General features: G+C 68.5%; 25 protein-coding genes and 1 tRNA gene. 14 read left to right on the top strand and 12 right to left on the bottom strand.

Going from position 1 to position 25,323, the window contains the following annotated elements; all coding sequences use genetic code 11:
• Window positions 1-51 precede the first annotated feature (51 nt).
• Window positions 52-1,194: an MFS transporter gene (locus H504_RS0122400; protein ID WP_051386135.1), complete on the top strand. Its 1,143-nt coding sequence runs from the start codon at window positions 52-54 to the stop codon at window positions 1,192-1,194.
• Here H504_RS0122400 and dcd read toward each other — a convergent pair.
• Window positions 1,191-1,772, bottom strand: coding sequence for a dCTP deaminase (dcd, locus tag H504_RS0122395; protein WP_026424605.1), 582 nt, complete (start codon window positions 1,770-1,772; stop codon window positions 1,191-1,193). The two genes, H504_RS0122400 and dcd, sit on opposite strands and share 4 nt — an antisense overlap.
• Window positions 1,773-1,850: 78 nt before the next feature.
• On the opposite strand from dcd, the gene H504_RS0122390 reads away from it, so the two are divergent.
• Window positions 1,851-1,921: transfer RNA gene (locus H504_RS0122390), tRNA-Gly, on the top strand.
• Between the two features lie 556 nt (window positions 1,922-2,477).
• On the opposite strand, the gene H504_RS36395 is transcribed toward H504_RS0122390, so the two are convergent.
• Together H504_RS36395 and H504_RS0122380 are read right to left on the bottom strand one after the other, a co-directional pair.
• Window positions 2,478-3,602, bottom strand: a complete 1,125-nt coding sequence (locus H504_RS36395; protein ID WP_035305388.1) for a DNA adenine methylase — start codon at window positions 3,600-3,602, stop codon at window positions 2,478-2,480.
• A gap of 1 nt (window position 3,603) precedes the next feature.
• Entirely contained in the window at window positions 3,604-4,056 is a 453-nt protein-coding gene (locus H504_RS0122380) for a DUF4304 domain-containing protein (RefSeq protein ID WP_026424604.1), read from the bottom strand.
• 324 nt (window positions 4,057-4,380) lie between these two features.
• Here H504_RS0122380 and H504_RS0122375 point away from each other — a divergent pair, with 324 nt between their 5' ends.
• From H504_RS0122375 to H504_RS0122360, 4 genes are all read left to right on the top strand, one after another.
• Window positions 4,381-5,088, top strand: a complete 708-nt coding sequence (locus H504_RS0122375) for a LuxR C-terminal-related transcriptional regulator (protein ID WP_026424603.1) — start codon at window positions 4,381-4,383, stop codon at window positions 5,086-5,088.
• 131 nt (window positions 5,089-5,219) lie between these two features.
• A complete protein-coding gene (locus H504_RS0122370) occupies window positions 5,220-7,049 on the top strand; it encodes an acyl-CoA dehydrogenase (RefSeq protein ID WP_026424602.1) in 1,830 nt (609 codons plus the stop codon).
• A gap of 136 nt (window positions 7,050-7,185) precedes the next feature.
• Window positions 7,186-7,899, top strand: a complete 714-nt coding sequence (locus H504_RS0122365; RefSeq protein ID WP_026424601.1) for a GntR family transcriptional regulator — start codon at window positions 7,186-7,188, stop codon at window positions 7,897-7,899.
• Between the two features lie 104 nt (window positions 7,900-8,003).
• The gene (locus H504_RS0122360; protein WP_157440569.1) at window positions 8,004-8,408 is read left to right on the top strand and encodes a hypothetical protein; all 405 of its coding nucleotides are present in this window, start codon (window positions 8,004-8,006) and stop codon (window positions 8,406-8,408) included.
• Here the strand turns inward: H504_RS0122360 and H504_RS0122355 are convergent.
• The 4 genes from H504_RS0122355 to H504_RS0122340 form a co-directional block, all read right to left on the bottom strand.
• Window positions 8,405-9,217 (bottom strand): DUF1206 domain-containing protein, encoded by an 813-nt coding sequence (locus H504_RS0122355; RefSeq protein ID WP_026424599.1) that lies wholly within the window; start codon window positions 9,215-9,217, stop codon window positions 8,405-8,407. The genes H504_RS0122360 and H504_RS0122355 overlap by 4 nt on opposite strands.
• A gap of 40 nt (window positions 9,218-9,257) precedes the next feature.
• On the bottom strand, window positions 9,258-11,114 hold the full coding sequence (locus H504_RS0122350) for a VanW family protein (RefSeq protein ID WP_026424598.1): 1,857 nt from the start codon (window positions 11,112-11,114) through the stop codon (window positions 9,258-9,260).
• 13 nt (window positions 11,115-11,127) lie between these two features.
• Window positions 11,128-11,421, bottom strand: a complete 294-nt coding sequence (locus H504_RS0122345; RefSeq protein ID WP_051386140.1) for a GroES family chaperonin — start codon at window positions 11,419-11,421, stop codon at window positions 11,128-11,130.
• Between the two features lie 70 nt (window positions 11,422-11,491).
• Complete coding sequence (locus tag H504_RS0122340; RefSeq protein WP_051386134.1) at window positions 11,492-13,234, bottom strand: NHL domain-containing thioredoxin family protein; 1,743 nt, start codon at window positions 13,232-13,234, stop codon at window positions 11,492-11,494.
• A 62-nt stretch (window positions 13,235-13,296) separates the two neighbouring features.
• Between H504_RS0122340 and H504_RS43690 the strand changes: the two genes are divergently transcribed.
• Window positions 13,297-13,629: a type II toxin-antitoxin system RelE family toxin gene (locus H504_RS43690; protein ID WP_281173655.1), complete on the top strand. Its 333-nt coding sequence runs from the start codon at window positions 13,297-13,299 to the stop codon at window positions 13,627-13,629.
• Window positions 13,630-13,784: 155 nt separating this feature from the next.
• Here the strand turns inward: H504_RS43690 and H504_RS38925 are convergent, their stop codons facing one another.
• Genes H504_RS38925 through H504_RS0122310 form a run of 5 tightly spaced genes read right to left on the bottom strand, consistent with a single transcriptional unit; the run spans window position 13,785 to window position 19,134 of the window.
• Complete coding sequence (locus tag H504_RS38925) at window positions 13,785-14,501, bottom strand: class I SAM-dependent methyltransferase (RefSeq protein WP_051386133.1); 717 nt, start codon at window positions 14,499-14,501, stop codon at window positions 13,785-13,787.
• Window positions 14,501-16,690 (bottom strand): hypothetical protein, encoded by a 2,190-nt coding sequence (locus H504_RS0122325; protein WP_157440568.1) that lies wholly within the window; start codon window positions 16,688-16,690, stop codon window positions 14,501-14,503. The genes H504_RS38925 and H504_RS0122325 overlap by 1 nt, the downstream gene beginning before the upstream one ends.
• Before the next feature lie 55 nt (window positions 16,691-16,745).
• A complete protein-coding gene (locus tag H504_RS0122320; RefSeq protein WP_035305384.1) occupies window positions 16,746-17,495 on the bottom strand; it encodes an amino acid ABC transporter ATP-binding protein in 750 nt (249 codons plus the stop codon).
• Between the two features lie 5 nt (window positions 17,496-17,500).
• Entirely contained in the window at window positions 17,501-18,289 is a 789-nt protein-coding gene (locus H504_RS0122315; RefSeq protein WP_051386132.1) for an amino acid ABC transporter permease, read from the bottom strand.
• Between the two features lie 23 nt (window positions 18,290-18,312).
• Complete coding sequence (locus tag H504_RS0122310) at window positions 18,313-19,134, bottom strand: ABC transporter substrate-binding protein (RefSeq protein ID WP_211239381.1); 822 nt, start codon at window positions 19,132-19,134, stop codon at window positions 18,313-18,315.
• Between the two features lie 317 nt (window positions 19,135-19,451).
• Between H504_RS0122310 and H504_RS36385 the strand changes: the two genes are divergently transcribed.
• The 7 genes from H504_RS36385 (at window position 19,452) to H504_RS0122275 (ending at window position 24,866) form a co-directional block, all read left to right on the top strand.
• Entirely contained in the window at window positions 19,452-20,570 is a 1,119-nt protein-coding gene (locus H504_RS36385) for an ADP-ribosylglycohydrolase family protein (protein WP_084468021.1), read from the top strand.
• Between the two features lie 67 nt (window positions 20,571-20,637).
• Window positions 20,638-21,177 carry a YbaB/EbfC family nucleoid-associated protein gene (locus tag H504_RS36380; RefSeq protein WP_051386131.1) on the top strand — a complete coding sequence of 180 codons (540 nt, stop codon included), beginning with the start codon at window positions 20,638-20,640 and terminating at the stop codon, window positions 21,175-21,177.
• An 18-nt stretch (window positions 21,178-21,195) separates the two neighbouring features.
• Window positions 21,196-21,504 carry a type VII secretion target gene (locus tag H504_RS0122295; RefSeq protein ID WP_026424591.1) on the top strand — a complete coding sequence of 103 codons (309 nt, stop codon included), beginning with the start codon at window positions 21,196-21,198 and terminating at the stop codon, window positions 21,502-21,504.
• Complete coding sequence (locus H504_RS38920) at window positions 21,501-23,366, top strand: WXG100 family type VII secretion target (protein WP_051386130.1); 1,866 nt, start codon at window positions 21,501-21,503, stop codon at window positions 23,364-23,366. Before H504_RS0122295 ends, H504_RS38920 begins: the two co-directional genes overlap by 4 nt.
• The gene (locus tag H504_RS0122285) at window positions 23,351-23,812 is read left to right on the top strand and encodes a hypothetical protein (protein WP_026424590.1); all 462 of its coding nucleotides are present in this window, start codon (window positions 23,351-23,353) and stop codon (window positions 23,810-23,812) included. The genes H504_RS38920 and H504_RS0122285 overlap by 16 nt, the downstream gene beginning before the upstream one ends.
• Window positions 23,809-24,438, top strand: a complete 630-nt coding sequence (locus tag H504_RS0122280; RefSeq protein WP_157440567.1) for a hypothetical protein — start codon at window positions 23,809-23,811, stop codon at window positions 24,436-24,438. Before H504_RS0122285 ends, H504_RS0122280 begins: the two co-directional genes overlap by 4 nt.
• On the top strand, window positions 24,435-24,866 hold the full coding sequence (locus H504_RS0122275; protein WP_026424588.1) for a hypothetical protein: 432 nt from the start codon (window positions 24,435-24,437) through the stop codon (window positions 24,864-24,866). Before H504_RS0122280 ends, H504_RS0122275 begins: the two co-directional genes overlap by 4 nt.
• Window positions 24,867-25,323 lie beyond the last annotated feature (457 nt).

Here is a 25,323-nt window from a genome sequence, read left to right as displayed (position 1 = left end):
ATATCGGGATAGTCGTTTCGGATCCCGGGATCGTTTAGCTACGTTAACGATATGCGTCGCTGGTGGATCCTGGCCATCGCGGTCGCCGCGCAGGCGGCCGTGTCCAGCCTGGTGTACGGCATGCCGTTCGTGCTCCCGCACCTGCGCGCCGCCCTGGGGTTGTCGTTGACCGAGGGCGGCACGCTGGTCGTCACGCCGGTGCTCGGGGTGCTGGTCGCCCTGATCGCGTGGGGCGCGGCGGCCGACCGGTTCGGCGAGCGGGTCGTGATGACCATCGGCATGGCGGGCACCGGCGTCGCCGGGCTCGCCGCGGCGGCGGTGACCGGGGTGCTCTGGCTGAGCGTGTTCCTGGCCGTGGCGGGGGTGTTCTCGGCGTCGATCACCTCGGCCAGCGGCCGGGCCGTGCTGGGCTGGTTCAGCGCTTCCGAACGCGGGCTGGCGATGGGCATCCGCCAGACGTGCACACCAATCGGCGTCGGCTTCGCCGCGTTGGTCCTACCGGCCGCAGCCGCGGCATGGGGCTACCGGTGGGCGATAGTGATTCCCTCGCTGTTGTGCCTGGTTCTTGCTGTCGTGGTCGCGTTTGGCCTCTTGGACCCACCACGTACCCCGGCGAAACACGCTACCGAGACCAGGTCGCCCTACCGGACCCCTCGGCTGTGGCGGGTCCACGCCGCGAGCGCGCTGTTAGTCGGCCCCCAGTTCATCTCCAGCACGTTCGCGTTGACCTACCTGGTGAGCGAACAAGGCTGGAACACCGTGAGCGCGGGCGCCTTCCTCGCCGTGGTACAGATCTTCGGCGCGTTGGGACGAATCGGGGCCGGCATCTGGTCCGATCGCGTAGGCAGCCGCATGCGTCCCATGCGAACAATCGCCGTGGCGGTAGCCGCGTCACTGGTGGTGTGGGCGGCGGGGTCGTCGTGGGTCGCGGTCGTCGGACTGGTCGCGGTACTGGTGATCTCGGTGACTGACAACGGCCTGGGCTTCACCGCCACCGCCGAACTCGCGGGCCCGTTCTGGGCCGGTCGCGCGTTGGGGATACAGAACAGTGGGCAGAACGCGGTGGCCCTCGGTATCGCCCCACTGTTCGCGTCTATCGTAACCGCGTGGACGTGGCCGGTAGCCCTATCGCTGGCGGCAGCGCTACCGCTCGGGGCCGCCCTGATCACCCCGGTACGCGGAGAACGCCTCTAGCGCGTTGTGTCCACCTGGTGGAAGTTCAGGTACGCGCGAGAGGGCGTCGGACCCCGCTGCCCCTGGTAGCGCGACCCCGCCTCCTTCGACCCGTACGGGAACTCCGCCGACGACGACAACCGGAACAGGCACAACTGCCCGATCTTCATCCCCGGCCACAACGTGATCGGCAGGTTCGCCACGTTCGACAACTCCAACGTGATGTGCCCGGTGAACCCCGGATCGATGAACCCCGCCGTCGAGTGCGTCAACAACCCCAACCGCCCCAGCGACGACTTCCCCTCCAACCGCCCCGCCAGGTCATCCGGCAACGTCACCGCCTCGAACGTCGACCCCAGCACGAACTCCCCGGGGTGCAACACGAACGGCTCGTCCCCCACCGCCTCCACCAGCGACGTCAGCTCGTCCTGCTGCTGCCGAGGATCGATGTGCGTGTACTTCGTGTTGTTGAACACCCGGAAAAACCGGTCCAACCGCACATCAATACTCGACGGCTGCACCATCACCGGCTCGAACGGCTCCACCCCCAGCCGCCCCGCCGCCAACTCACCCCGCAGGTCACGATCGCTCAGCAACACCCCCCCACCCTAACCACGCCCCCCACCCGTGACGCGCCGACCCGGGTTGTGTAAGCTGACCCCGATCTTCAGATCGCTGCGGATGTAGTTCAATGGTAGAACATCAGCTTCCCAAGCTGAATACGCGGGTTCGATTCCCGTCATCCGCTCAATCGGGGCTATTCATGTCCACGGAGAGCGTGGACTGGCGATTTCGCCTTTGTCCTGGGGGGCGACCCCCCAGACCCCCACGGTGCGACAGGCGCCCGAACCAGCGTGCTCGTTTGGGCCTGTCGGCCCTCACATCGGTATGTGAGCAATGGGCTTGTCGCCCATGGTGCGGTGGGGGCCGGAACCAGCGTTTGCTCGTTTGGGCCTGTCGGCCCTCACATCGGTATGTGAGCAATGGGCTTGTCGCCCATGGTGCGGTGGGGGCCGGAACCAGCGTTTGCTCGTTTGGGCCTGTCGGCCCTCACATCGGTATGTGAGCAATGGGCTTGTCGCCCACGGTGCGGCGGGCGCCGGAACCAGCGTTGCTCGCTCGGGGCTGTCGGCCCTCACATCGAGTACGTAACCAATGGGCTTGTCGCCCGCGGTGCGGTGGGCGCCGGATCCAGCGGGGTTGGCGTGACCTTTGGTCTATTGCATCGAGGTATGTATGCCGCTGAGTCTGGAACGCTTCGTGTGCGCCTGCTCCTCGTGTATCGCCTATACCACGGCCTTTCTTCATTTCGGCTGTGGGGGTGGGAGTTCTAGTTTGCGGTGTTTGTCGACCAGGTAGAGGTGTTCGGTGACGTGGATTTTGCGGGTGTGGAGGTTGCGGCTGCCGCGGAAGGCGTTGTAGGGGGTGGTGAACTCGGTGACGGTGCCCATGCGGTTGAGGAGGGTTTGCATGGCGTCGGGGGGGATGAAGCCCTCGTTGTTGGCGGAGACGAGGACGAAGCGGGCGGGGAGGTGGGCGACCAGGTCCGCGAGCAGGCCGGGGGCTTGTCTGCGGATGTTGTACGCGGAGCGGCGCCAGTTGGTGGGGATGCCGGAGATGGGGCTGATCTCGGCCGGTTCCACGTAGTTGACCAGCAGGTTCAGCATGAAGTAGTTGGACCCGTAGGGGTGTTGGTTGTACGGCGGGTCGAGGTAGGCGAGGTCCAGCTCGGGTAAGTGGCCGGGGAGCGTGTTGGCGTCCTGTTGGAGGACGGTGACGGCGCAGGTGTGGTTGCTGAACACCGGCACGGATAAACGGATTTCGCCTTTGATGCGGGAGAGGGCGTCTTTGCCGCTGCCGCCGAAGTGGCCGATTCCGGTGGTTCTGTCTTTGTAGAAGCCTTTGAACACGCCCGCGGTGTTGGTGTGGATCGAGGCGGCGGACAGGAGTGGGCCCAATAAGAGCGGGCGCAGGGTGGACCGCTGGATCAGGTCGGCATAGGTGTCGAGTCTTCGGGCGTTCGACACGGTGTAGAAGACGCGTTCGCCGAGTTCTATGTTGTCGTCGTCGGCGGGGGCGTAGAGCTTGCGGATGAAACCGTCGCCTGCGCAGAGGTCGACTCGGGTGTTCAACTCGTCGACGGTTCGGGCGAGACAGGCCAGGTCGACGGTTTCCGCGTTGGTGAGGTAGCACTCGGCGGCGACACGGGCGTAGTCCTCGATGTCGTTGACAACCAGCAGGGACGCGTGTTGCTTGAGCGCCCGGGACACCACCCCGGAACCGGAGAACGCGTCGAGGATGCGCAGCCTGCGGCCCAGGTGGTCGCGCACGGCGCGGACCGCCAGGTCGATGGGGGCGAGGAGGCCGCGCTTGTTGCCGAGATAGGTGATCAACTGGGCCCGCAGGTACTCCGGGTTCTCCGCTGTCACCTCAGTGGACGCGGGCGCGGATCTGGTCGCGGATGGCCGGGAGGCCGAACTCGCGGACCGCGGTCAGCACCTCGTCGGACAGGCCCGCGAACGGCTTGCCCGCCTCGATCTTCCACCACAGGTCGCCGATCGGGATGCCGGAGCCGATCAGCATGAGGTTGCCGATCCGCTCCTGCCAGCCGCCGCCGGGGTGCCTGCCCGTGTACGGGCGGATCCGCAACTGGGTGGCCCACTCGTCGGTCGCGGTGACGCTGAGCGACATGGTGAACCGGGTCGAGTAGGCGCTGGACTTGCTGGACTGCAGGATCGACACCTGCCCGATGTGCGCGTCCTCGATCACCCGGAAGTGCCGACCACTGCCGGACATGCCGAGCGCCCGCAGGCCGGGAGCCAGGCCCGTGTCGACCATCAGCTTGAACCACTCGTCGGCGTTGCGTACCGCGCCTGCTTCCACGTCGCCCCCCGTTGGGTCAGGCCGCCCACGCTCGGCATCCGACTGGTCACTCCGGAGTACCCGCTGACCTTATCCGCCCGTGACCGACTCACCTACTCCCCGGCCCGATCCAGTCCGGTTCGTGACCTGGCGAGCGATGCGAACCGGGCCGAGGTGACACACAGTGCAACCAACCGGCGATACATATGAGGCAGATCACACAGATGATCTCACCCGTGTGGGTGAGCTTGTCGCGGAAATGGCCAGAAAAGTGGAAACGGGCCGTCACACCCGGCGGATCGTGGCGTCGCACCTACACGGACGGGTGAAGGCTGGAGGACACGGATGCCGCGCAGCACCCCGCAGGCCGCGGGCGCACCAGCAGGCCCGGCGATCGCGCTGGTGGACGGCGTGCCGCTGTTCCGGGAGGGGCTGTCCGCGCTGGTGCTGCGGACCCCGGGGCTGCGCTGGCTGGGCGCGACCGACACGCCGCAGGGCGCGGTCGGGTTCGCCGAGCGGTTCCAGCCGGACGTGGTGCTCATCGACTCCGGGCTGGACCCGCGCGGGCACCTGAGCACCATGCTGACCGCGGCGAACACCGAGCTGGCCGTGCTGATCATGGTGCGGGACGGGCACCGCACCACCCAGTACGTGGCGACCGCGATCGCCGCCGGGGTGCACGGGGTGATCCAGCGCTCGGTCGAGCCGCCGCAACTGGTCGAGGCGATCCTGGCGGTGCACGCGACCCGGCGGTACCTGGACCCGGCGCTGGCCAAGACGGTCGCCGCGCCGCGGGGTCGGCTGGCGCCGCTGCCGGGGATGGACCAGCAATCGCTGTCCCGACGCGAGTTCCAGGTGCTGCAACTGATCGCGGACGGCCTGGAGAACCAGGCCATCGCGCGAATCCTGTACGTCTCGGTGGAGACGGTGCGCACCCACGTCAAGAGCATCCTGCGCAAGCTGGGCGCCCGGGACCGGACGCACGCGGTGGCGGTGGCGTTCAAGTCGGGTGTGCTCATCGCTCCGGCCCGGCGGCCACGAACCGGCACGTGAGCGGGATCTCCGCCGCCCGACCGGGTGATCCGGGCCGCCCGCCTTGCTGAGGCTACCCACCGGTAATAGACTCGAAGTTACTGGTGGGTAGCAGCGCGCGGGTGGACGGCCCGCAGACACGGAGCGACGAGATGGGCCACTACAAGAGCAACGTCCGCGACCTCGAGTTCACCCTGTTCGAGGTGTTCAAGGTGCAGGACCGGCTGGGTAAGGGCGTGCTCGCCGAGTCCGACGAGGAGACCGCCCGCGGCGTGCTCACCGAGCTGAACAACCTCGCCACCGGTCCACTGGCCGAGTCCTTCGCCGACGCCGACCGCAACCCGCCGGTGTACGACCCGAAGACGTTCAGCGCGACCCTCCCCGAGTCGTTCAAGAAGTCCTACCAGACGCTCTGGGACGGCGAGTGGTGGCGGCTCGGCCTGACCAACGAGCTCGGCGGCTTCGGCCTGCCGCCGTCGGTGCAGTGGGCCGCGGCCGAGCTGATCCTGGGCGCGAACCCGGCGCTGTTCATGTACCTGGCGGGCCCCAACTTCGCCATGGTCATCCACAACAACGGCACCGAGGAGCAGCGCCGCTGGGCCCAGCTCATGATCGACCGCGGCTGGGGCGCCACCATGGTCCTCACCGAGCCGGACGCCGGGTCCGACGTCGGCGCGGGCCGCACCAAGGCGATCCAGCAGGCCGACGGCTCCTGGCACGTCGATGGGGTGAAGCGGTTCATCACCTCGGGTGACCAGGACCTCACCGAGAACATCATGCACCTGGTGCTCGCCCGCCCCGAGGGTCACGGACCGGGCACGAAGGGCCTGAGCCTGTTCCTGGTCCCCAAGTTCCACTTCGACGGCGAGACCGGCGAGCCCGGCGAGCGCAACGGCGCGTACGTCACCAACGTCGAGCACAAGATGGGCCTGAAGGTCTCCACCACCTGCGAGCTGACCTTCGGCCAGCACGGCACCCCGGCGCGGGGCTGGCTGCTCGGCGAGGTGCACAACGGCATCGCGCAGATGTTCCAGGTCATCGAGTACGCCAGGATGATGGTCGGCACCAAGGCCATCGCGACCCTGTCCACCGGCTACCTCAACGCGCTGGAGTACGCCAAGGAGCGCGTGCAGGGCGCCACCCTGCCGAACATGCTCGACAAGACCGCGCCCCGGGTCACCATCACCCACCACCCGGATGTGCGCCGCAGCCTCATGCTGCAGAAGGCTTACGCCGAGGGCCTGCGCGCGGTGTACCTGTACAACGCCTCGTTCCAGGACCAACTCTGGACCCGCGACGGCGACGAGGAGTCCCTGAAGCTCGCCGAACGCGTCAACGACCTGCTCCTCCCGGTGATCAAGGGCGTCGGCTCGGAGCGCGCGACCGAGCAGTTGGTGCAATCCCTGCAGATCTTCGGCGGCTCCGGGTTCCTGCAGGACTACCCGATCGAGCAGTACCTGCGCGACTCCAAGATCGACTCCCTGTACGAGGGCACCACCGCCATCCAGTCCCTCGACTACTTCTTCCGCAAGGTCATCCGCGACAAGGGCCAAGCCCTGGCGTACGTGGCGGGCCAGATCACCGCGTTCATCGAAGCCGAAAGCGGCGGCCGGTTGAAGCGGGAGCGGGAACTGCTGAAGCAGGCGCTGGAGGACGTCCAAGCCATGCTCGGCGCGATGGTCGGCTACCTGACCGCGGCCCAGGAAGACCCGCGCAGCATCTACCAGGTCGGCCAGCACAGCGTCCGACTGCTGATGGCGACGGGTGACCTGCTCGTCGGGTGGCTGTTGCAGCGTCAGGCGGAGGTCGCCCTGCACCGGCTTGACGCTGGGGTTTCGGGGCAGGACAAGGCGTTTTACGAGGGGAAGGTGGCGGTGGCGTCGTTCTTCGCGAAGAACGTGCTGCCGGAACTTTCCGGCTCCCGCAAGGTCGTGGAGTCAACGGACCTCGACCTGATGGACGTCGACGAAGCCGCGTTCTAGTCCGAGTCCACCTGAACGGCCCGTCACCCCGGTGGCGGGCCGTTCAGCGTTTGGGCTTTGGTACGTACAGTACGTACCAAAGCCCAAACGGAAGCTGGACAGAACGACGGGAGGTGCCGTGGCGCCGCAGGGACGCATGGGTTATCGAGCCATCGCCGACGCGCTGCGGGACCGGATCGAGTCAGCCGAGTTGGGTCCCGGCGACCGGGTGCCCAGCGAGAACGAACTGGTACTCGCGTACGAAGTCGAGCAGCCGACAGCGCGGCGAGCACTGGAAGTGTTGAAGAACGAGGGTTTGATCGTCGCGCGGCGCGGAGCGGGGACGTTCGTCCGCGAGTTCACGCCGTACCGCCGCGTCTCACCCGACCGACTGCGGGGCGCCGGGAGTTCCGTCTGGGAGACAGACTCCGCCGAGCGCCGGCCAACGGTTGCGGACATCAACGTGACCGAAGAGGCCACACCACCGCACATCGCACGCGTGCTCGCCTCCGAGACAGTGCTGGTGCGACGACGCAAGTACGTCGTTGAGGGCAAACCGATCCAGGTGGCCGAGTCGTACTACCCCGCCGCGCTGGTGCGGGGGAGTCAGATCGCCGAGACGAACACCGGCCCCGGTGGCGTCTACGCCCGGTTGGCAGAGCTCGGCTTGAAACCGGTGCGGTTCCGCGAAGAACTCCGGTCACGCATGCCCCGCGCGGAAGAGACTGCGGCGTTGGGCCTTGCCCAGGGCACCCCGGTCATCTGCATCACCCGCACCGCCTATACCGCTGTAGACAGGCCGGTCGAGGTGAACGAGATGACCTTGGACGCGGGCTCTTACGTCCTGGAGTACTCCTTCACCTCGGACTAAGGGGATTCGCCTTCGCAACTTCTGTACAGAACAACTGGCCGTCGCGAGCACCCGCTGTTCTAATGAGAGCCAGTTCTGTATAGAAGTGGGTCGAAGGAGATCCGGTGGACTCGCAGGCTGAGCGGCATCCAGCGATGTGGAACGAACTGGCGCGGTTGACCAACTCGGCTCGAACGCACCTCAACCGGCACGCCGGGCTGCACGTGGCAAGTCTTGACATCACCACGACCACCCGCAGCGCGGGTCGCGTGGAGGTCTACGTATCCGGCCGCTGCCCTCAGGCATGTAGACGGCTACTCGACTGGGCGGACACACTCGCGGACCCGTCACTGTGCTTGCAGATCGAGGACAACCCGTTGCAGCCCAAGGCAATGCTGTTCGGGCAGTTCGGTGACGGCGTGCGAACCACTGTCACCGCACCACTTGCGGAAGACGATGTGGCCTGCGTGCCGGGGGACAAGGTCGGCGAATGGGTCTTGCACTGGCTCCGGATGCAGACCGTCGATTAGGTGCGGTGGGCGCGGGCGGCGGCGAAGCAGTAGAGGCCGAAGGCGGCGAAGCCTGCGGCGACGATGATCAGGAGCGCGGTGCCGAAGGGCTGGTTGGCCAGCGTGCGGAGGGCTGCGTCGAGGCCGCCTGCTTTGGCGGGGTTGGCGTCGATGGCGGCGATGCCGAGGAGGATGCCGACGATGCCGATGCCGGTGCCCTTGGCGATGTAGCCGGTCATGCCGACTTTCTCGACCCAGCGGGGTTTGGGGAGGCGGGTGGTTTCGAGGTCCTTCATGAAGGACTTGCGGATACCGGCGACGATGCTGCCGATTCCGCCGCCGATCACCGCGAGGGCGACGATGCCGACGATCACCCGGCCTGCGGGGAGTTCGAGGAGGCGGGCGGTGAGTTCCTTCTGCTTCTGGTCCCCGCTCTGCTGCCCGCTGCCGGTGGCGATGCGGATGGCGGCGATGCCGAGGGAAATGCCGACCACGCCCCGGATTCCCGCGCCGACCCGCTTGGACAAGCGTTTGCGGCCTGCCTCGATCCACTGGAAGCTGAAGGCGGCCATCAGGAGTTGCCATCCGCCGAAGGCGAGCAGGCCGACGGCCAGTACCCACAGCAGGATCGCGCCGAACGGGGTTTCGGCGACCTTGGCCAGGGCGCCGGTCTGGTCGGCTTCCTGGCCGCCGCTGCCGAAGGCGACCTGGACGGCGAGGTACGCGATGATCACGTACACGGCGCCGTAGCAGGCCATGCCGCAGCGGCCGAGCACCTTGACCGCGCTGTTGTCGCGGGCCTGCCGCGCCTTGGTGGTTACCTCGCTCACAGCGAGGAGGTGTCACCTGTGGGGGTCACTCAAACGTGAATCAGCCCGGTGGGGCCGGGGCGCACACGATCTTGGGCTGCGGGTTGTAGCGGACCGTGCGGGTGTCCCGGCGGACCTCGGCGTTGCTGGTCGCGTCGCGCAGGACGCGGGTGTCCGAGGTGGTGAAGCCGGGGGCACCGTTGCTGGGGTTGCACTTGCCGGTGGTGGGGCCGGGCTTCTCCTGCGGCGGCGTCTCCAGGGTGCGCGCGCCGGGGATGGACTCGACGTTGTAGCGCTTGGTGCCCCAGATCTTCACCGTGATCGACGACGACGTCCAGATGGTCTGGATGGCGATGCCGGTCGGGGAGTCGTTGGTGAACTTCAGGTCGATGACGCTGCTGCCATCCGGGTTCTCGAAAACCGTGGCCTCACGGGCGGCCGGGTAGCGGCTGATGTAGTAGCTGTGTTCCTTGTGCCCCGCGTCTTTGAGCCCGGCGAAGTAAGAGGCGTTGTATAGCGTCGTCGCGAACTGTGAGATGCCACCGCCCACTTCGCGGCCGGGGGCACCGTCCTTGATGATGCCCGCCTCCACATAACCCTGAGCGGCACCACGGGGACCGGTATAACCGTTGAGGCTGAACGTCTCACCCGGCTTGACGATCGCGCCGTCGACCTTGGCGGCGACCATGCGGATGTTCACCCCTGAGTCGGCGGCGAAGCCCTTGGTGCTGAACTCGCCGATGACCTCCTTGATGCCGAGCTGGTTCGCCTGGTCGGTGGTCACCTTCGCGGGGGCCTTGGTGTACTCGACCTTGATCTCCCGGCCGTCCGGCTTGTGCAGCACGTCCAGCAGGGTGGCGAAAGCCGTGTCGTACTTGACGCCGGTGCCGTCCGTGGACGGCGTGACCTTGGGCGTGCCGCCGTCGAACACGACCTCGGCGTCCTGGCCGGGCTTCTCGGTGGACGCCAACTGCGGCCGGACCGCGTCGGTGACCTTGGCGACGTCCACCTTGGGCGCGAGACCGCCGCCATCGGCCGGGTCGAAGGTCAACGCGGACGCGATCACCGCCGGGTCGATCTTGGCGTCCTTACCCTCGCCCTTGACCGTGACCGGCGCCGACACCGCGACCTTCGCGAAGTCCAACGCGACGTGCACGCCATCGGACGTGGTCTTAACCGGGCTCGATGTCACCGGGAGCTCTAGCGCGGAACCACTGACCCACCGGTCGATGATGACCTGCCGCGCCTTACCGGTGTCCAACTCCTGCCCCGGGACCGGTTCAACCGCGACCGGGTTGGCCCCGTCGAAGCGGATAGCCCCCTCGACCGGCGGACGCGTGCTGCTCGTCTTGAGCTGATCGATCGCCGCCGACAGGGTCTTGTCGTCGGTAGAGGTCACCACACCGACCTCACGGGTGGCACCGAACAGCGACGCGACGCGGGTGATCGGGCTGAGCGGCTGGTCGCCCGCCTGCTCCAGGGTCTTACCCCAGTCCAGGGTCAGCCCGGACCTGGTCGGGTCCAGCTTCCCGTCGACCGACCCGATCTTCACCGCGATCGGCTGGGTGAGCCGGGGCTCGATCTTCTGCCGCAACGCCTGCTCCGCTTCGAGCTGCGACATGCCGCCGACGTCGACGCCGGCCACGGTCGTCCCGCGGGGAACGTCACCGCTGCTCACCGCCAAGTCGATGCCGTAGAGCACGGCGAGCGCGCCGACCACCGCACCGACGATGATGGCGGGCTTGCGCGAACTCCGCCGCTCGGTGGCCGGTTCCTCTTGCGGTACCTGGGGAATCTGCTGCGTCGGCGCGTCGTCCCACGGCGATCCCACAGCGGGAATCCGTGGCAGCAGGTCGGTCTGCTCGGAGTGCGACTCGGGCCATCTGGCCTCACCCGGCCAGTTCTGGTCCTCCGGCACGGCTCACCCTTCCCTAGAGGTACAACCCGGTCCCGTGTTCCGTGCGTTCACTCGCCATGGCGTGCACGTCCCGCTCCCGCATCACCACGTACGCCTGCCCGTGCACCTCGACCTCGAACTGGTCCTCGGGGTTGAACAGCACCCGGTCGCCCACCTTGACGGTGCGCACCGTGGTCCCGACCCCCAGCACGTCGCCCCAGGCCAACCGCTTGGCCACCTGCGCGGTCGCCGGGATGACGATGCCGCCGGTGCTGCGCCGTTCCCCCTCCTCGGGGGTGAGCCGCACGAGGACCCGGTCGTGCAGCATCTGGATCTCGAGCTTCGCGTCCGGCACCGGGGAATGGTAACCGGCTGCCCATTCGGGGGTTTCGGGCTGGTCAGTGCTGTTCGTCCAGGCCGCCCATCACCAGCGGTAGCCGCCCGGCGCCACTGTCCGTGACGCGGACCGGGACGCCCCAGTCCTGCCTGGTCAGGTGGCACGCGGGGTGCTCGGTGCCGTCGTCGCAGCTCGCCGCCTGGGCGACGACGTGCAGCACGCCGTCCGGGATGCCCGCGGCGATGGTCAGCTTGCGGGTCAGGTCGGTGCTGACGCCCGCACCGTCCGTGAGCAACTCCGGCGGCGACGACGTGACCTCCAGCCGGGTCGACGGACCCCAGCGGTCGTCCAGTTTCTGCCCAGGCGGCGGGGTGAAAACCACGGCGAGGTCGAGAATCCCGGCGGCGATGTCCGTCGGCGGCCTGCGCACCTGGTGCGCGTCACCGTCAACGAGGTGCGCCTTCGCCACCGGACGGGTCAACCGGTGCGCGGCGGACTCGACGACGACGAGTTCACCATCGACCAATGCGGCCCCGGAAGGCTCGGCGAGTCCGGTGGCGAGAGTGCTCACCTCGCTGGTCCCGGGGTCATAGCGGCGGATGGCACCGTTGTAGGTGTCGGCAACGGCGACGGAGTGGTCTGCCAACACGGTGACGCCGAGGGGGTGTTGGAGGAGGGCTTGGTCCGCCTTGCCGTCCCGGTGTCCGAAGTCGAACAACCCCTTGCCGACAGCGGTGTGCACAGTCAGGTCGGTGTCGATCCACCGCAACGCGGACGTCTCGGAGTCGACCAGCCACAACTTGTCGCCGTCCACTGCCAACCCGGACGTCTGCGCGAAGAACGCCTGATCCGCCGGACCGTCGTTGAGCCCCTCGACCGTGGTCCCCGCGAACCGGCTGATGTGGTTCGCGACCGGGTCGAACAAGCCGAGGGTGTGGTTACCCGCCATGGCGATCACCACACCGTCAGCGGGCTCCCACCACACGAGGTCCCACGGACTGGTGAGGTCAACCTCGGTCGCCGGCCCCTCGACCGGACCGTTGCGCCACTGCTCGCCCGTGCCCGCGACCGTCGTGACCTCACCGGTGTCGGTGTTGATGCCACGCAACAGATGGTTGACGGTGTCGGCGACGATGAGGTGGTAGCCGACAGTTTCCGCTGTCTTCGCCGGTAGAACCGCCACAGCCGAGGGCTCGGAGAAGGTCGGCTGGGTTCCGTCCTGCCTACCCCTCGTACCCGTGCCGTACGCCCTAACGATCGATTCGCCGTCAAGCTCAACAATCCGATGATGCGCCGTATCCGCGACCAGCAAGGTGCTCTTAGCGCTCACGGTCACCTTCGCCGGAAACTTCAACTCCGACTCAACCGCAGGCGGGGGAACGTACGGCCCATCCCCGCGGTGCAACGTCCCCTTCGCCCCATGCTCCGCCACCACCTGCGCGATCACCCTGCGCAACGCCTCCGCATGCCCCTCACCCGCGGCGACGTGAACGACATACCCCTCCGGATCCACCAACACCAACGTCGGCCACGCCTTCACCGCGTACGCCTGCCAGGTGGTCAACTCCGGATCATCGAGCACCGGGTGGTGCACGTCATACCGCTCCACCGCCGCCCGCAGGGCGTCCGCATCCGCCTCATGCACAAACTTCGGCGAATGCACCCCCACGGTGACCAGGACATCCTTGAACTCCTCCTCAACGGGCCGAAGCTCGTCGAGGACGTGCAGGCAGTTGATGCAGCAGAAGGTCCAGAAGTCCAGGAGGAGGACCTTGCCCCGGAAGTCACCCAGGTGCAGATCCATGTCGCCGGTGTTCAACCAACCGCGCCCAACCAGCTCGGCGGCACGCGACAGACGACGGGGGTGTGCTGTGGTCACGTGAGGAGTCAACACCACGTCCACGCGACGATATTTCGATCCCAGATACACGAGTAGCGTGGCGAGAGACCGCCTCGGCGAGATCGTTTCCCGGTCGACTCCACAAGCTCGACAAGCAGACCGGACGCAGGATCACAGTGGCGGTGACAGCCCTGGGAACAGATCCACCCCCACCAGGCCGCGCACTCGCGGGTCAACCGGCAGACGTGCTGCGCATCCGGATCGGCGACCACCGGGTGATCTACCAGGTCGAAGACGCCAGGGTCCTGGTGACCGTCGTGCGGGTGACACATCGTCGCGAGGCGTACCGGAACATGTGAGTGCGACCGGGTTTCAGCCTTTCGTCTTATTCGTTTCATGGAGCATCTGCGTGACTCGTTGCCGAGCATCGCCGAGAACGGTCGTCAAAGCACTCCGCAGACATCCACGCTCCCTGGACGAACTGCTCGACATCCTCGGCCACGACGCGAGGGGTTCATTCCTCCGGGCGGTGGGTCACGTAGAGGTTGAAGGTGCTTTCGGTGATGCGTAGCGGTGCGTTTCTGGCTTCTTCGACCATGTAGTCGGCGGCGAGGGTGCTGAGTTGGGCGCGGAGGGCGGGTTCGTGGGTGAGGGTGAGGGCGAAGAAGCGGAGCCAGCGGTCGGCGGCGCCGGGGTGGGTGTGGGTGGTGGTGAGGGTGAGGCCCGCGTTGGTGATGACGGTGGGCCAGTCGGCGGTGGTGTCGCGGGCGGTGAAGAGGAAGGGGGCGCCGGGGCGGAGGGTGCGGTGGACTTCGGCGAATGCGGCGGGGTGGTCGGGGGCGAAGTAGATGGCGTCGATGCTGATGGCGGCGTCCACGGAGGCGTCGGGGAGGGGGAGGGCGGTGAAGGGGGCGACGTGGAAGGTGCCGGTTGGGGCGCGGGTGGTGGCGTCGGCGATGGCGGTGGGGCTGTAGTCGACGCCGATGAGGGACGTGGAGAGGGCGCGGGCGAGCCAGATGCCGGGGCCGCCGCGACCGCAGCCCAGGTCGGCCAACAGGGAACCCGGGGGGAGGCGGAGTTCGGCGACGAGGGTGCCGAGGAGCCACCACGAGCAGGAACTCGTCGCTTGGACGCCGGGGACCCACTGGTCGGCGAATGCCTCTTGGTAGAGGCGTTGGACGAGGGGGGACCTGGCGCCGGTGTGGAAAACGTCGTAGCCGTCGGCGGACATCAGGAGGACCTCCGGAGCATTCGGGTTATGCCTGCGGCGACGGTGGTGGCGAGGATCCAGCCGAGGGCGATGAAGACGGCGCCTATCCACTGGGAGAAGCCGTCGACGGTCCAGCGGTTCTTGTGGCCGAAGTCGACGATGGGGACGAGCAGGTCGAGGGTGTAGAGGACGGGGTTCCAGACGAGGTGGTCGTCGGCGTTGGCCTCGTGTGGGGTGGGGATCAGCGAGAACCACACGGTACCCATGATCAAGAACGCGAAGAGCCAGGCGAGGGCGCGGGTGGGGCGGTAGCCGTAGCCGACCATCCAGCGTTGCAGCCAACTCCACACGCGGATTCCCGGGGCGGCGAGTTCGGCGCCGTCGGCGAGGGCGGTGTACCGGCGGCGTTGTTTCTCCACCAGGACGGTCGCGGCGTGTTCTTCGTTTCCGGCGGACCGCAGCATGTGCGCGAACTGGTCGTACGGACCCGGTCGGTACACGTCGCGCATGCCTTCGCGCAGCCAGCGGAGGCGGCGCACGACCTCGGCGTCGTCCTCCAACTGGATGGGTTTTTCCAAGGCGTCGTAGCGGAAGTCCTCGAGTTCGATGCGACCTTCGGCCCGCCAGAACACCGGGTTGTCGGCGAAGAAAGCACAGCCGGCGTGCCGCAGTTCGACCCGGCCGCGAGGCGGGGCGCCCACGTCGAGGCGCAATTCCTGGGTTTGGACGCCGAAAGCGTTCAGCGACACGACCGGTCCGCTGAGCACAGCACCGTGGAAGTTGGTTTCCCGCAGGATTTCCGCGCGGCGCATGCGGATTTCGCCGTGTGTGGTGAACTCACCCGCGCAGATGAGGTCCCGACCGATGTGGGCGACGCGCAGGTCCAAAGCGGGTTTCGGGGCGCCGTCACCGGCATAGCTCCCCGGTGAGACCAACCGGCTCCCGCGCAGGTCGAGGTTGGCCCCGATCCGTGATCCCGGCAGCAACACCGACCCGGACACCAGCAGCGACCGACCGTCCAGGTTCCCGCCGACCGAGAACCGGCGGCCCTCGATGGCGTCCCCGAACCGGTTGCTCAGCACCGCCCGGTCGAGCAGCACGCTGCCCTGGACTTTCACGTCCACCAACCGGATCTGCCCGGCCACCCGCGCGTCGCGGGCGTCGATCCCGCCGCGGACCTCGGTTCCGTCCAGGTGCACGGCGCGGTCACCGTACGGTCCGGCCCCGTCGTCCTGCTCGACGAAGGACTCCCGCCCGCCGGAGAGGTCCACCCGCGCGTGTGACAGCCGCAGGGACCCGCCGATGTGCGCGTTCACGATCCGGATCGTGCCCGTGCTGCGGAAATCCCGGTCCAGGTTGACGTTTCCGTCCACTCTGGACCGATCGGCGACCAGGGTGGCGTTCGGGTCGAAGAACGGGTCGTCCGGCGGCACCGACCGGGAGTGCTCGGTGCGGGGGCTCAACCGCGCGCCGCGCAACGAGAAGTCGCTGTCGACGCGGACGCTCGGCAGGAACAACTGCCCCGCGCACCGGAACGGCGTGCCCGACGCCGGGTCGACCATGAGCAGCAGGTTGCCCCCGACGTGCAGGCCGTTGCCGTTCAGCGCGAGCCCGCGCGGGTTGTCCAGCAGCGCGCCCGCGAAGTTCAGGTTGCCGCCGCTGCGCAGTCCTGGGATCCGCACTTCGCCGTGCGCGACCAGGTTGGCCGCGAGCAGCGCTCCGGCCAGCAGCAACCGGTCGCCGTGCAGCGCGGGTCCCCGGGTCGGCGCGAGCGTGGCCCCCGCCAGCACCAGCGTCCCGTGGATCTCGCCGTCGGTCAGGTCGAGGGTGCCGGTGATGACCGTGCCGTCGATGAACTGCAGGTCGTTGTCGCTGCGCAGGTTCCGCCCGGACAGGCCCGGCAGCCTGCAGTTCCGGAACTCCACGCCCGCGAGCCGCGCCTGCCGCATGTCCGGTGGCTGCTCGAAGCGGCAGCGGACGAACTCCAGCAGGTACGGGAACTCCACAGCGCGCAGGTCGAGCCGCCCCACGAGGTAGCGGTCGCTGATGCTGACCACCGGCACCGTCGTCGGACGGCGCCGTCGCAGCACCGGGTCGGGTTCGACGAAGCGGCGCACGACATCGGACGCCTGCATGACCGACCACGCGGGCGGGTCGGGGGAGTGCGGGTCAAGCACGCCCCCGACCTCGTCGATGTCCCTTCCGGCCACGGCAACCCCTCCCACACGGGTCAACGCGCGCCGGTGACGCTTAGTTCCCTGGGAATTACTCCGTGCGGTGGATCGGGTCGAGGACCCGCGCGAGGAACGTCTTGGTCCGTTCGTGTTGTGGCGCCCCGATGACCTGGTCCGGCGGTCCCTGTTCGACCACGACGCCGCCGTCCATGAACAGGACCTTGTCGGCGACCTCGCGGGCGAACTGCATCTCGTGCGTGACTACGAGCATCGTCATGCCCTCGTCGGCGAGCTGACGCATGACGCCGAGCACCTCACCCACCAACTCCGGGTCAAGAGCGGACGTGGGCTCGTCGAACAGCATCACCTCGGGCCCCATGGACAACGCACGCGCGATGGCGACACGTTGTTGTTGTCCGCCAGACAACTGAGCGGGATAAGAGCGGACCTTATCCGCTACCCCTACCTTGGTCAGGTTGTCCATGGCGACGCGCTCGGCTTCCGCCTTGTCGCGGCGGAGGACCTTGCGCTGGGCGATGGTGAGGTTGTCCAACACGGTCAGGTGCTGGAACAGGTTGAACTGCTGGAACACCATGCCGAGCCGACGCCGCGCGCCGTCGATGTCGCAGTCCCGGTCGGTGATCTCCACCCCGTTGACCACGATCTTGCCGCTGTTCGGTTGCTCCAGCAGGTTGACGCAGCGCAGCAGGGTGGACTTGCCCGAGCCGGACGGCCCGATGACGCACACGACCTCACCGGTCGCCACGGACGCGCTGATGCCGCGCAGGACCTCCAGGTCCCCGAAGGACTTGTGCAGGTCGACGATCTCGACGGCGGTCATCGGGGTCACCTGGCCTTCCGCTGCTTGGCCTCGAGCCTGCGCACCACGTAGCCGAGCGGCAGGGTGATCACCAGGTAGGTCGCGCCCGCCAGCACCAGCGGGGTGGAGTTGGCGTGCTCGGTGGCCAGGTCGCCGCCGAACTTGGACAGCTCCGTGGTCAGCGAGGTGACGCCGAGCACGAACACCAGCGAGGAGTCCTTGAACAGCAGGATCAGCTCGTTGGTCAGCGGCGGGATGACGATTCGCAGCGCCTGCGGGATGATGATCGACACCATCGCCCTGGTGTGCGACATGCCCAGCGAACGGGCCGCCTCCATCTGCCCGCGCGGGACCGCCTGGATGCCCGCGCGGAACGTCTCCGCCATGTACGCCGCGGCGACCAGGCCGAGCGCGACGGCGACGGTGCCGTACTGGTCGAACGGGAAGGTCAGCCCGGGGAAGGCAACCGGCAGGCCGAACCCGAAGATCAGGAACACCACCAGCGCGGGCAGCCCGCGGAAGACCTCGATGTACGCCAGCGCGACGGCCCTATAAACCGCGATCGATGACAGCCGCATCAGCGCGACGAGCAACCCGAGCACGAACCCGACCACGTACGCGGAGAGCGTGTAGATGACCGTGTTCTTCAACGCGATGGTGATCAGCTCGGGGAACGCCTGGCCCGCCACGTCCAGGTTGGCGAAGTTCTGCCGCAGCGAGCTCCAGTCCGCGGCGAACACGACGAGCAGCACGACGGCGGCGAACACCACGTACTGCCCGCCGCGGACGAACTGTTGGCGCTTGCGCGGACTCATCCGAGCGGGCGCCTGCGGCGCGCTCACTTGGTCGTCGGGGTCGAGTCGGGCGCCGAGCCCATCCAGGTCTCGTACGCCTTGGCCCAGGTGCCGTCCTTGATGGCCGCGCCGATCGCGTCGTTGATGGTCTTGAGCAGCTCGGGGTTGCCGCCCTTCTTGATCGCGAAGCCGTACTGCGCGCCGGTCTTGATCTGGGCGCCGACCTCGTACTTGTCCTTGAGGCCTTCCTTGTTCAGCCAGTCGTTGACCACCGGCAGGTCCTGCAGCACGGCGTCGACCTGGTGGGCCTGGAAGGCCTGCAACTGCTTGCCGGAGTCCTCGAACTCGGTGGCGGCGAAGCCCTTCTCCTTGGCGTAGTCGAGCGAGGTGGTGCCGCGCTGGACGCCGAGCTTCTTGCCCTTGAGCTGGTCGAGGCTGGTGATGCCGGACCCCTTGGGCACCATCAGGGCGATGACCTCGTCGAAGTAGGGGTTGGAGAAGTCCAGGTTCTGCTTGCGCTCGTCGGTGATCGTCATGCCCGCGGCGGCCACGTCGCACTTGCCGGAGTCGAGCGCGGCGCCGCTCTTGATCACGTCGAACTGGATGTCGACGATCTCCTGGGTGACGCCGAGCTTCTTGGCGGCCAGGTCGATCATGTCGACGTCGAAGCCGACGACCTTGTTGCCCTGCTTGAACTGGAACGGCGGGTAGGGCAGGTTCGTACAGGTCTTGATCTTGCCTGCCTCGACCAGCTTCACCCCGGTCGACGTGGTCGAGCCGGACCCGGAACCGGAGCCGCAGGCGGTGACCGCGAGCGCCAGGACGGGCAGCAGGGCGAGCACCTTCAGCTTGGATCGACGCGCCACGGTGTCACTCCTCATTCATCTCAGCTTCGAGTGGGACGCATACTGCCACCCGATCGTGGAACTGTGCACTACCCGTCGGTTTGTCACAGTTACACGGCCCATTTGTGGCAATATCCGAATCGGGGGCGTGGTTCTTACGGCCAACCGACCCTTTGGCCGAACAATCCACGGCGATCACGCTCCCCGACCCGCGACCGAAGATCCCCGGTCGAGACCTCATCGCAACAGATCATCACCGTCCGACGCCAGAGGGTGGTCACCGTGGCGAGTCCCGCACACGCGTTGTCGAGTCGCCGTCGGGCACTACTCTTCGATTCGTGGACGGTGACCTGCCCTACGAACGAGAGATTCCCGCCGACCGGTGGCTTGGTTCCCTGCTTGCGGGGGCCGTTGGCGACGCACTGGGAGCCCCCGTCGAGTTCCTGTCCATAGAGGAGATCCGGGGCCGGTTCGGCGAAGCGGGCGCGACCGGCTACGAGGAGGCCTACGGCGGCCGCGGCCGGATCACCGACGACACGCAGATGACGCTGTTCACCGTCGAGGCGATGATCCGCGCTCACCTCGGTAGGCGCCTCATGTTCTTCGAGCAGCAGCCCGCCTCGGTCATCCAGCACGCTTACCAGCGCTGGTACCACACCCAGGGCACCCCGTGGCACCAAGCCGGTGGCTCTTACGCCATGGAGGCCGAGCCCGACGGTTGGCTTATCCGCGAGCGTGGCCTCTACGAGCGCCGTGCTCCCGGTGCGACGGTTCTTACCGCGCTCAAGGGATTCGCCGCCGGGGCCGACCGGGGCACGTTGTCCCACCGCATCAACGACTCCAAGGGCTGCGGCGCGGTGATGCGCGCCGCCCCGTGCGCGTTGTGGTCCGAAGACCCGCTCGACGCGTTCGTCGTCGCGGCGCAATCCGGCGCGCTCACCCACGGCCACCCCAGCGGCTACCTCGCCGCGGGCGTGCTGGCGTTCCTCGTCCACCGCCTGCTCGACGGGGTGTCCCTGCCCGCCGCGCTCACCGAGGTCCGCGGCGAACTGGTCACCTGGGACGACTCCGCCGAGACCCTGAAATCCCTCGACGACGCGGTGGACCTCGCCGAACGTGGCCGCCCCACCCCGGAGTTGCTGGCCAAGGAGCTCGGCGGCGGCTGGGTCGGCGAGGAGGCGCTGGCGATCGGCGTGTGCGCGGCGCTGGTGTCCGACACGCTGGCCGACGGGCTGCTGCTCGCGGTCAACCACTCCGGCGACAGCGACTCGACCGGCTCCATCTGCGGGAACCTGCTCGGCGCCGTGCACGGGACGGCCGCCATCCCCGCCGACTGGCTGGCCGAGCTGGAACTGCGCGACGTCATCGAGCGGCTCGGGCGGGACGCGCTGGTCGAGTTCAGCGCGGTCAACTCGCTGGAGCAGGCGGGCTGGCGGGAGCGCTACCCGGCCTGGTGAGGGCTGACAAGGGCAGCGCGGTCGTGGACACTGGCCGCGCCACCGCACCGAGCAACGGGGAGCACGCGTGAGCCAGCCGTCATTCGGCGGGGACGGGTACCAGACCGAGCAGGAGTTGCGCCGCTGGTCGGCCGACATCGCCGCCAAGGCCGAGCGCTACCAGTCGATGCAGGCCGAGGTCGCCAGGGTCACCGTCACCGAGTCCTCCCGCGACGACGTGGTCCGGGTGACCGTGGACGCCACCGGCGCGGTGACCGACCTGGTGATCAGCGACAAGGCGGGCGAGATCCCCGGCGCGGAGCTGTCGACACTGGTGCTGACCACCATGCGGCGCGCGCAGTCGAAGATCAGCGAGCAGGTCGCCGAGGCCATGCAACGCACGGTCGGCGACGACCCGCAAACGGTTGCCGCGGTCGTGGGTTCATACCGGGAAAGATTCCCGGAACCGGAGGACGACGCCCAGCGTCCGACCGACAGCACCGTGGACGAGATGCGCCTGGGGCGGGTCGACGACCACGACGCTGAGCAGACCCGACCGGACCGACCGAGACGACCGCGCCCCGATGACGATGGTGACGATTGGGGCGGGTCCTCGATCCTGCGCTGAGTGAAGGGGAGTCCCACGGTGCCCGAAGGCTACGGCGTCCTCGTAGACGAACTCGGCGCGCACGCCAGACGTCTCGACGCCCTCAACGACCGGCTGACCCAGGCCGTCGACGCCGCGAACCAGGTGACCCTCGGCAACCAGGCGTACGGGGTGATCTGCCAGTTCTTCGTGCCGATCGTGCACATGGTCAGCCAGCCGGGCGTCGACTCGATCCGCGAGGCCGCCACCACGATGGGCGACACGGCACACGCGGTCAACGACACAGCCACCTCGTACGCCAACACGGAGTCCGCGAACACCCAGCCCTTCGCCGGTGGCCCCCGATGACGAACCCGCTGGTCGCCGAGCGCACGGACTCCACCAAGAGCTACACCGGCATCGGCGTGGTCGAGTCGGCCGTCGACATCTACAACGGCGTCGAGGACAAGTCGTGGATCGAGGGCGGGCTCGGCGTCGCGGGCACCGGCCTGGAGATGCTGTCGCTGGCCATCGACCCGATCGGCACCCTCGGCCAGTACGCGGTGTCCTGGGTGATCGAGCACGTCAAGCCGCTGCGGGACGCGCTGAACTGGCTCGCCGGTGACGCCGACCAGATCTCCGCGTACGCCGCGACCTGGAAGAACGTGTCGCAGGCCGTCGGCGCGGTCGCCGCGGACCTCAAGACCGAGGTCGCCAACGGGACCTCCGCGTGGACCGGTCCCGCCGCCGACGCCTACCGGAAGAACGCGGCCGCGCAGGGCGACGACATCACCGCGGCGGCGACCAGCGCCGGGACCATCGGCACCGTCGTCGAGGTGGTCGGGATGCTGGTCGGCGTGGTCCGCGGCATCGTCCGCGACCTGGTCGCCGAGTGCATCTCCACGCTGCTCATCCGGCTGCCGCAGTGGCTGGCCGAAGAGGGGCTGACGCTGGGGCTGGCCACCCCGCACGTGGTGGGCTCGGTGGTCACCCTGGTGTCCAAGTGGACCGCCAAGATCAGCGAGGTGATCACCAAGCTGACCCGTTCGGTGGAGAAGCTGCGGCCGATCATGGCGCGGCTGGCCGAGATCTGGGCGGCGATCAAGTCCGGGCTGCGCAAGGTCCGCAGTGCCTCGCACGGTCCCGAGACCCCGCACGCGCCGGACGGCCTGCGCGCCACGCCGGACCACGTCGACCCGCCGTCCAGCCACGGCGAGCCGCATCTGTCCACAACGGACACGCCGGGGGCGCCCGCGGGTTCGACCGCGCCGAGCGGGTCGACGTCTCCGTCTACGACCACGAGTAGCGCGCCACCGGCACCGTCGACGTCGTCTGCGCCCAGTGGGTCATCGGCGCCGTCTACGTCACCCGCGTCGGTAGCACCGTCGACCACGCCTGCCTCGGTAGCGCCACCGGTGTCGCCGTCCTCAGCCACGCCGACGACGCCACACACACCGCCACCGCCGTCCTCCGCTATGCCCGCTCCCACCACGCCGGGCTCCACTGGTCCACACTGGACAGACCAGGTGCGGAGCAAGTTCACCGACGACGAGTGGAACGACTTCAAGGGCGCGATGGACAAGGTGGGCGCCGACCCCAAGACCGGCGAGATCCCCGGCTCCGGCCAGCTCACCCCGCACGAACGGGACCTGATGGCCCGCGCGATGAAGGAGGTCGAGGTCACCAACGGCACGCTGATGCAGAAGGTGATCCCGGACGACGCGGTCACCAAGTACCTCGACGGCTCGTGGGACTCCGTGGGCGGCTTCGTCGCCCGGCACCAGGACGCCGGTGGCCTCAGCACACCCGCCGATCTCATCAACGGCAACCGACTGGACTACGCGGGCACGCCCTACGACGTGCACCAGCCCAACATCCACACCATGGAGTTCCCGGCCTCGGACGCGAGCCTGTACAAGACACCGGTCGGCGCCCCCTCAGTCGACGGCGTGCTGCCGCCGACCGACCCACGCGTGCTCGCCGCGCGCGACGACATGGTCCACTCGGTGGAGGGCGCGGGGGTGAGCCCCGACCGGTACACGCCGCAGATCAACCAGTGGCCGTACACCGGCGCGGGCGTCACCGCGCACCCCACGCAGGGGGTGCCGGAGTTCAACATGACCGACCGGATGCCCATCCCGGACGGCGCGACCATCAACCGCTACGACGCGGCGGGCACCAAGACGGTCATCGGCGTGTATGACAGTGTGCTCGGGTGGGTGACACCCTGATGACGTACACCGGTCCACGCTCCGGGGAGTACGCCGTGATCCGCGGCGTGACCCACCGGTGCACCTACTCGCCCAACGACGACCGGGTCGTGCTCAAGACCAAGCAGGCCGACAACCCGGACGCCACCCTGTTCGACTGGCACGAGCGCTACGGCGGCTGGGTCGCCCAGCTCACCTCCGAGCAGTGCGACCGGGTCTACTCGGCCCGGTCCTACGGCAGGTGGCAGGGGCACCGAGTGGCCATCGACTCGGTCGCCGACGGCGTCGCGACCGTCACCTACGCCGACAACAACGGCGGCTGGGCCGCGGTCAACGGCTTCACCGAGGTCGACCGGTACGAGTACCGCCGAGACGTGCCCGCCGCCGAGCTCGGCGACGTCCACGAGGAACAACGCGACCTCGGCTTCACCCGCTGGCGTGATCGCACGTTCGAGGGACATCAATGACGGGGAGTTTGAGCGACCACGAGCGGGCACTGACCGCCCGGGTGCACGCGGTCGTGACGCTCACCCCCGACACGGTCCTGGTGAAGGTCCTGCCCCCGTGGGCGGTCGACCGGTACCTGCGGCACGAGGTGTCCCCCGGCGCGGTCGGCGCCCACCCCCCGTTCGACCACCGCCTGGTCGGCGGCACCGTGGCCCGCCTGCAGGACTGCGCCACCCTGCGCACCCCCCGCGACTTCCACCAGGCGTTCCGGCTCGACTACCCGGGCAGCCCGTTCCACCCCGACCGGCCGGTCCTGCACACCATGGAGTTCGCCGCCGAACACCCGGACCGGTACTTCGTGCCCTTCGGCGCCCCCACCGGCCCCCGCGAACCCGGCTACGCCATGACCGCCGCCGCCCTCGCCGCCGGTGTCGACCCCAACAGCGTCCGCACGGAGTTCGCCCCCTGGCCCTTCACCGGCACCGGCCTCACCGGCGGCGGCCCACTCGCCCTCCCGGAGTGGTGGCGGCAACCGGGCCTCATCCCCCCCGGCGCGCGGATCACCGCACACACCCCGCACGGCCCCCGCCCCGTCGCCCGCTGGCACCCCCCGACCTGGACCCCTTTCCCCGAGGACCCGCGATGACCTACCAGCGCCCCCGCACCGGCATCATCGCCACCCTCGACGGCCGCGACTACCCCGCGACCCACCCCACCGACACCGGCCACGTCACCCTCTTCGCCGCCACCGACCCCGCCGACCCCCGCTTCACCCCCACCCCCACCGGCTGGCAGGCGGTCTTCCCCCTCACCGCCCTCGACCGCCTCGACGAGGTCACCACCCGCGCCGACCACCAAGGCCACGAATGCCTCGTCGTCGCCATCTCACCCACCGGCTCCGCGGGCCTCTACTACCTCGGCCCCGACAAGTCCCGAGCCGCCGCCGACGGTTTCGTCCAACTCGACCCCGGCACCTGGGCCAAAAACACCCCCCTCACCACCCTCACCCGCTTCCGCGAACACCACGCCGACCTCCTCTTCCCCCACTGGATCACCCTCCCCACCCACCCCTGAACACCCTCGACCACAGAGTCCTCCGAGCACGCGCCCCTTCGACCACTCAGCAGCACCCCACCCCCACCCGCCTCTTACCTCGCCCCCTCCGGGCGCAGCCCGGCCCCCACCCTTCCCGGGGGGCGTCCCCGAGGCCAGTCTACCGGCTAGGCCCGACAGGCAGGGTGGCGTGGATCTTGCCTGTGGATAACTCGGCACCAGATTGTGGACAAGTTGTCGTTGGACCGGGGGATGGGCGGCCACCTGAACGGGTGGAGTTCGCGGCGCGAGGCGGGTACGTAGCGGCATCGGCGCAGGTAGAACGCATCGGCCGCTCCGGCAGACCGAAAGTGCCGGCAGGGCGGCCGACGAAAGCCGCTATCGGCGGGCGTGACGGGTGCGAGGCGGGCGTGACGGGTGCGAGGCGGGCGTGACGGGTGCGAGGCGGGCGTGACGGGTGCGAGGCGGGCGTGACGGG

Source organism: Actinokineospora inagensis DSM 44258, assembly GCF_000482865.1.
GTDB lineage: Bacteria > Actinomycetota > Actinomycetes > Mycobacteriales > Pseudonocardiaceae > Actinokineospora > Actinokineospora inagensis.
The sequence above is the reverse complement of the archived record's forward strand: the minus strand, read 5'-3'. Positions and strand labels throughout refer to the sequence as shown.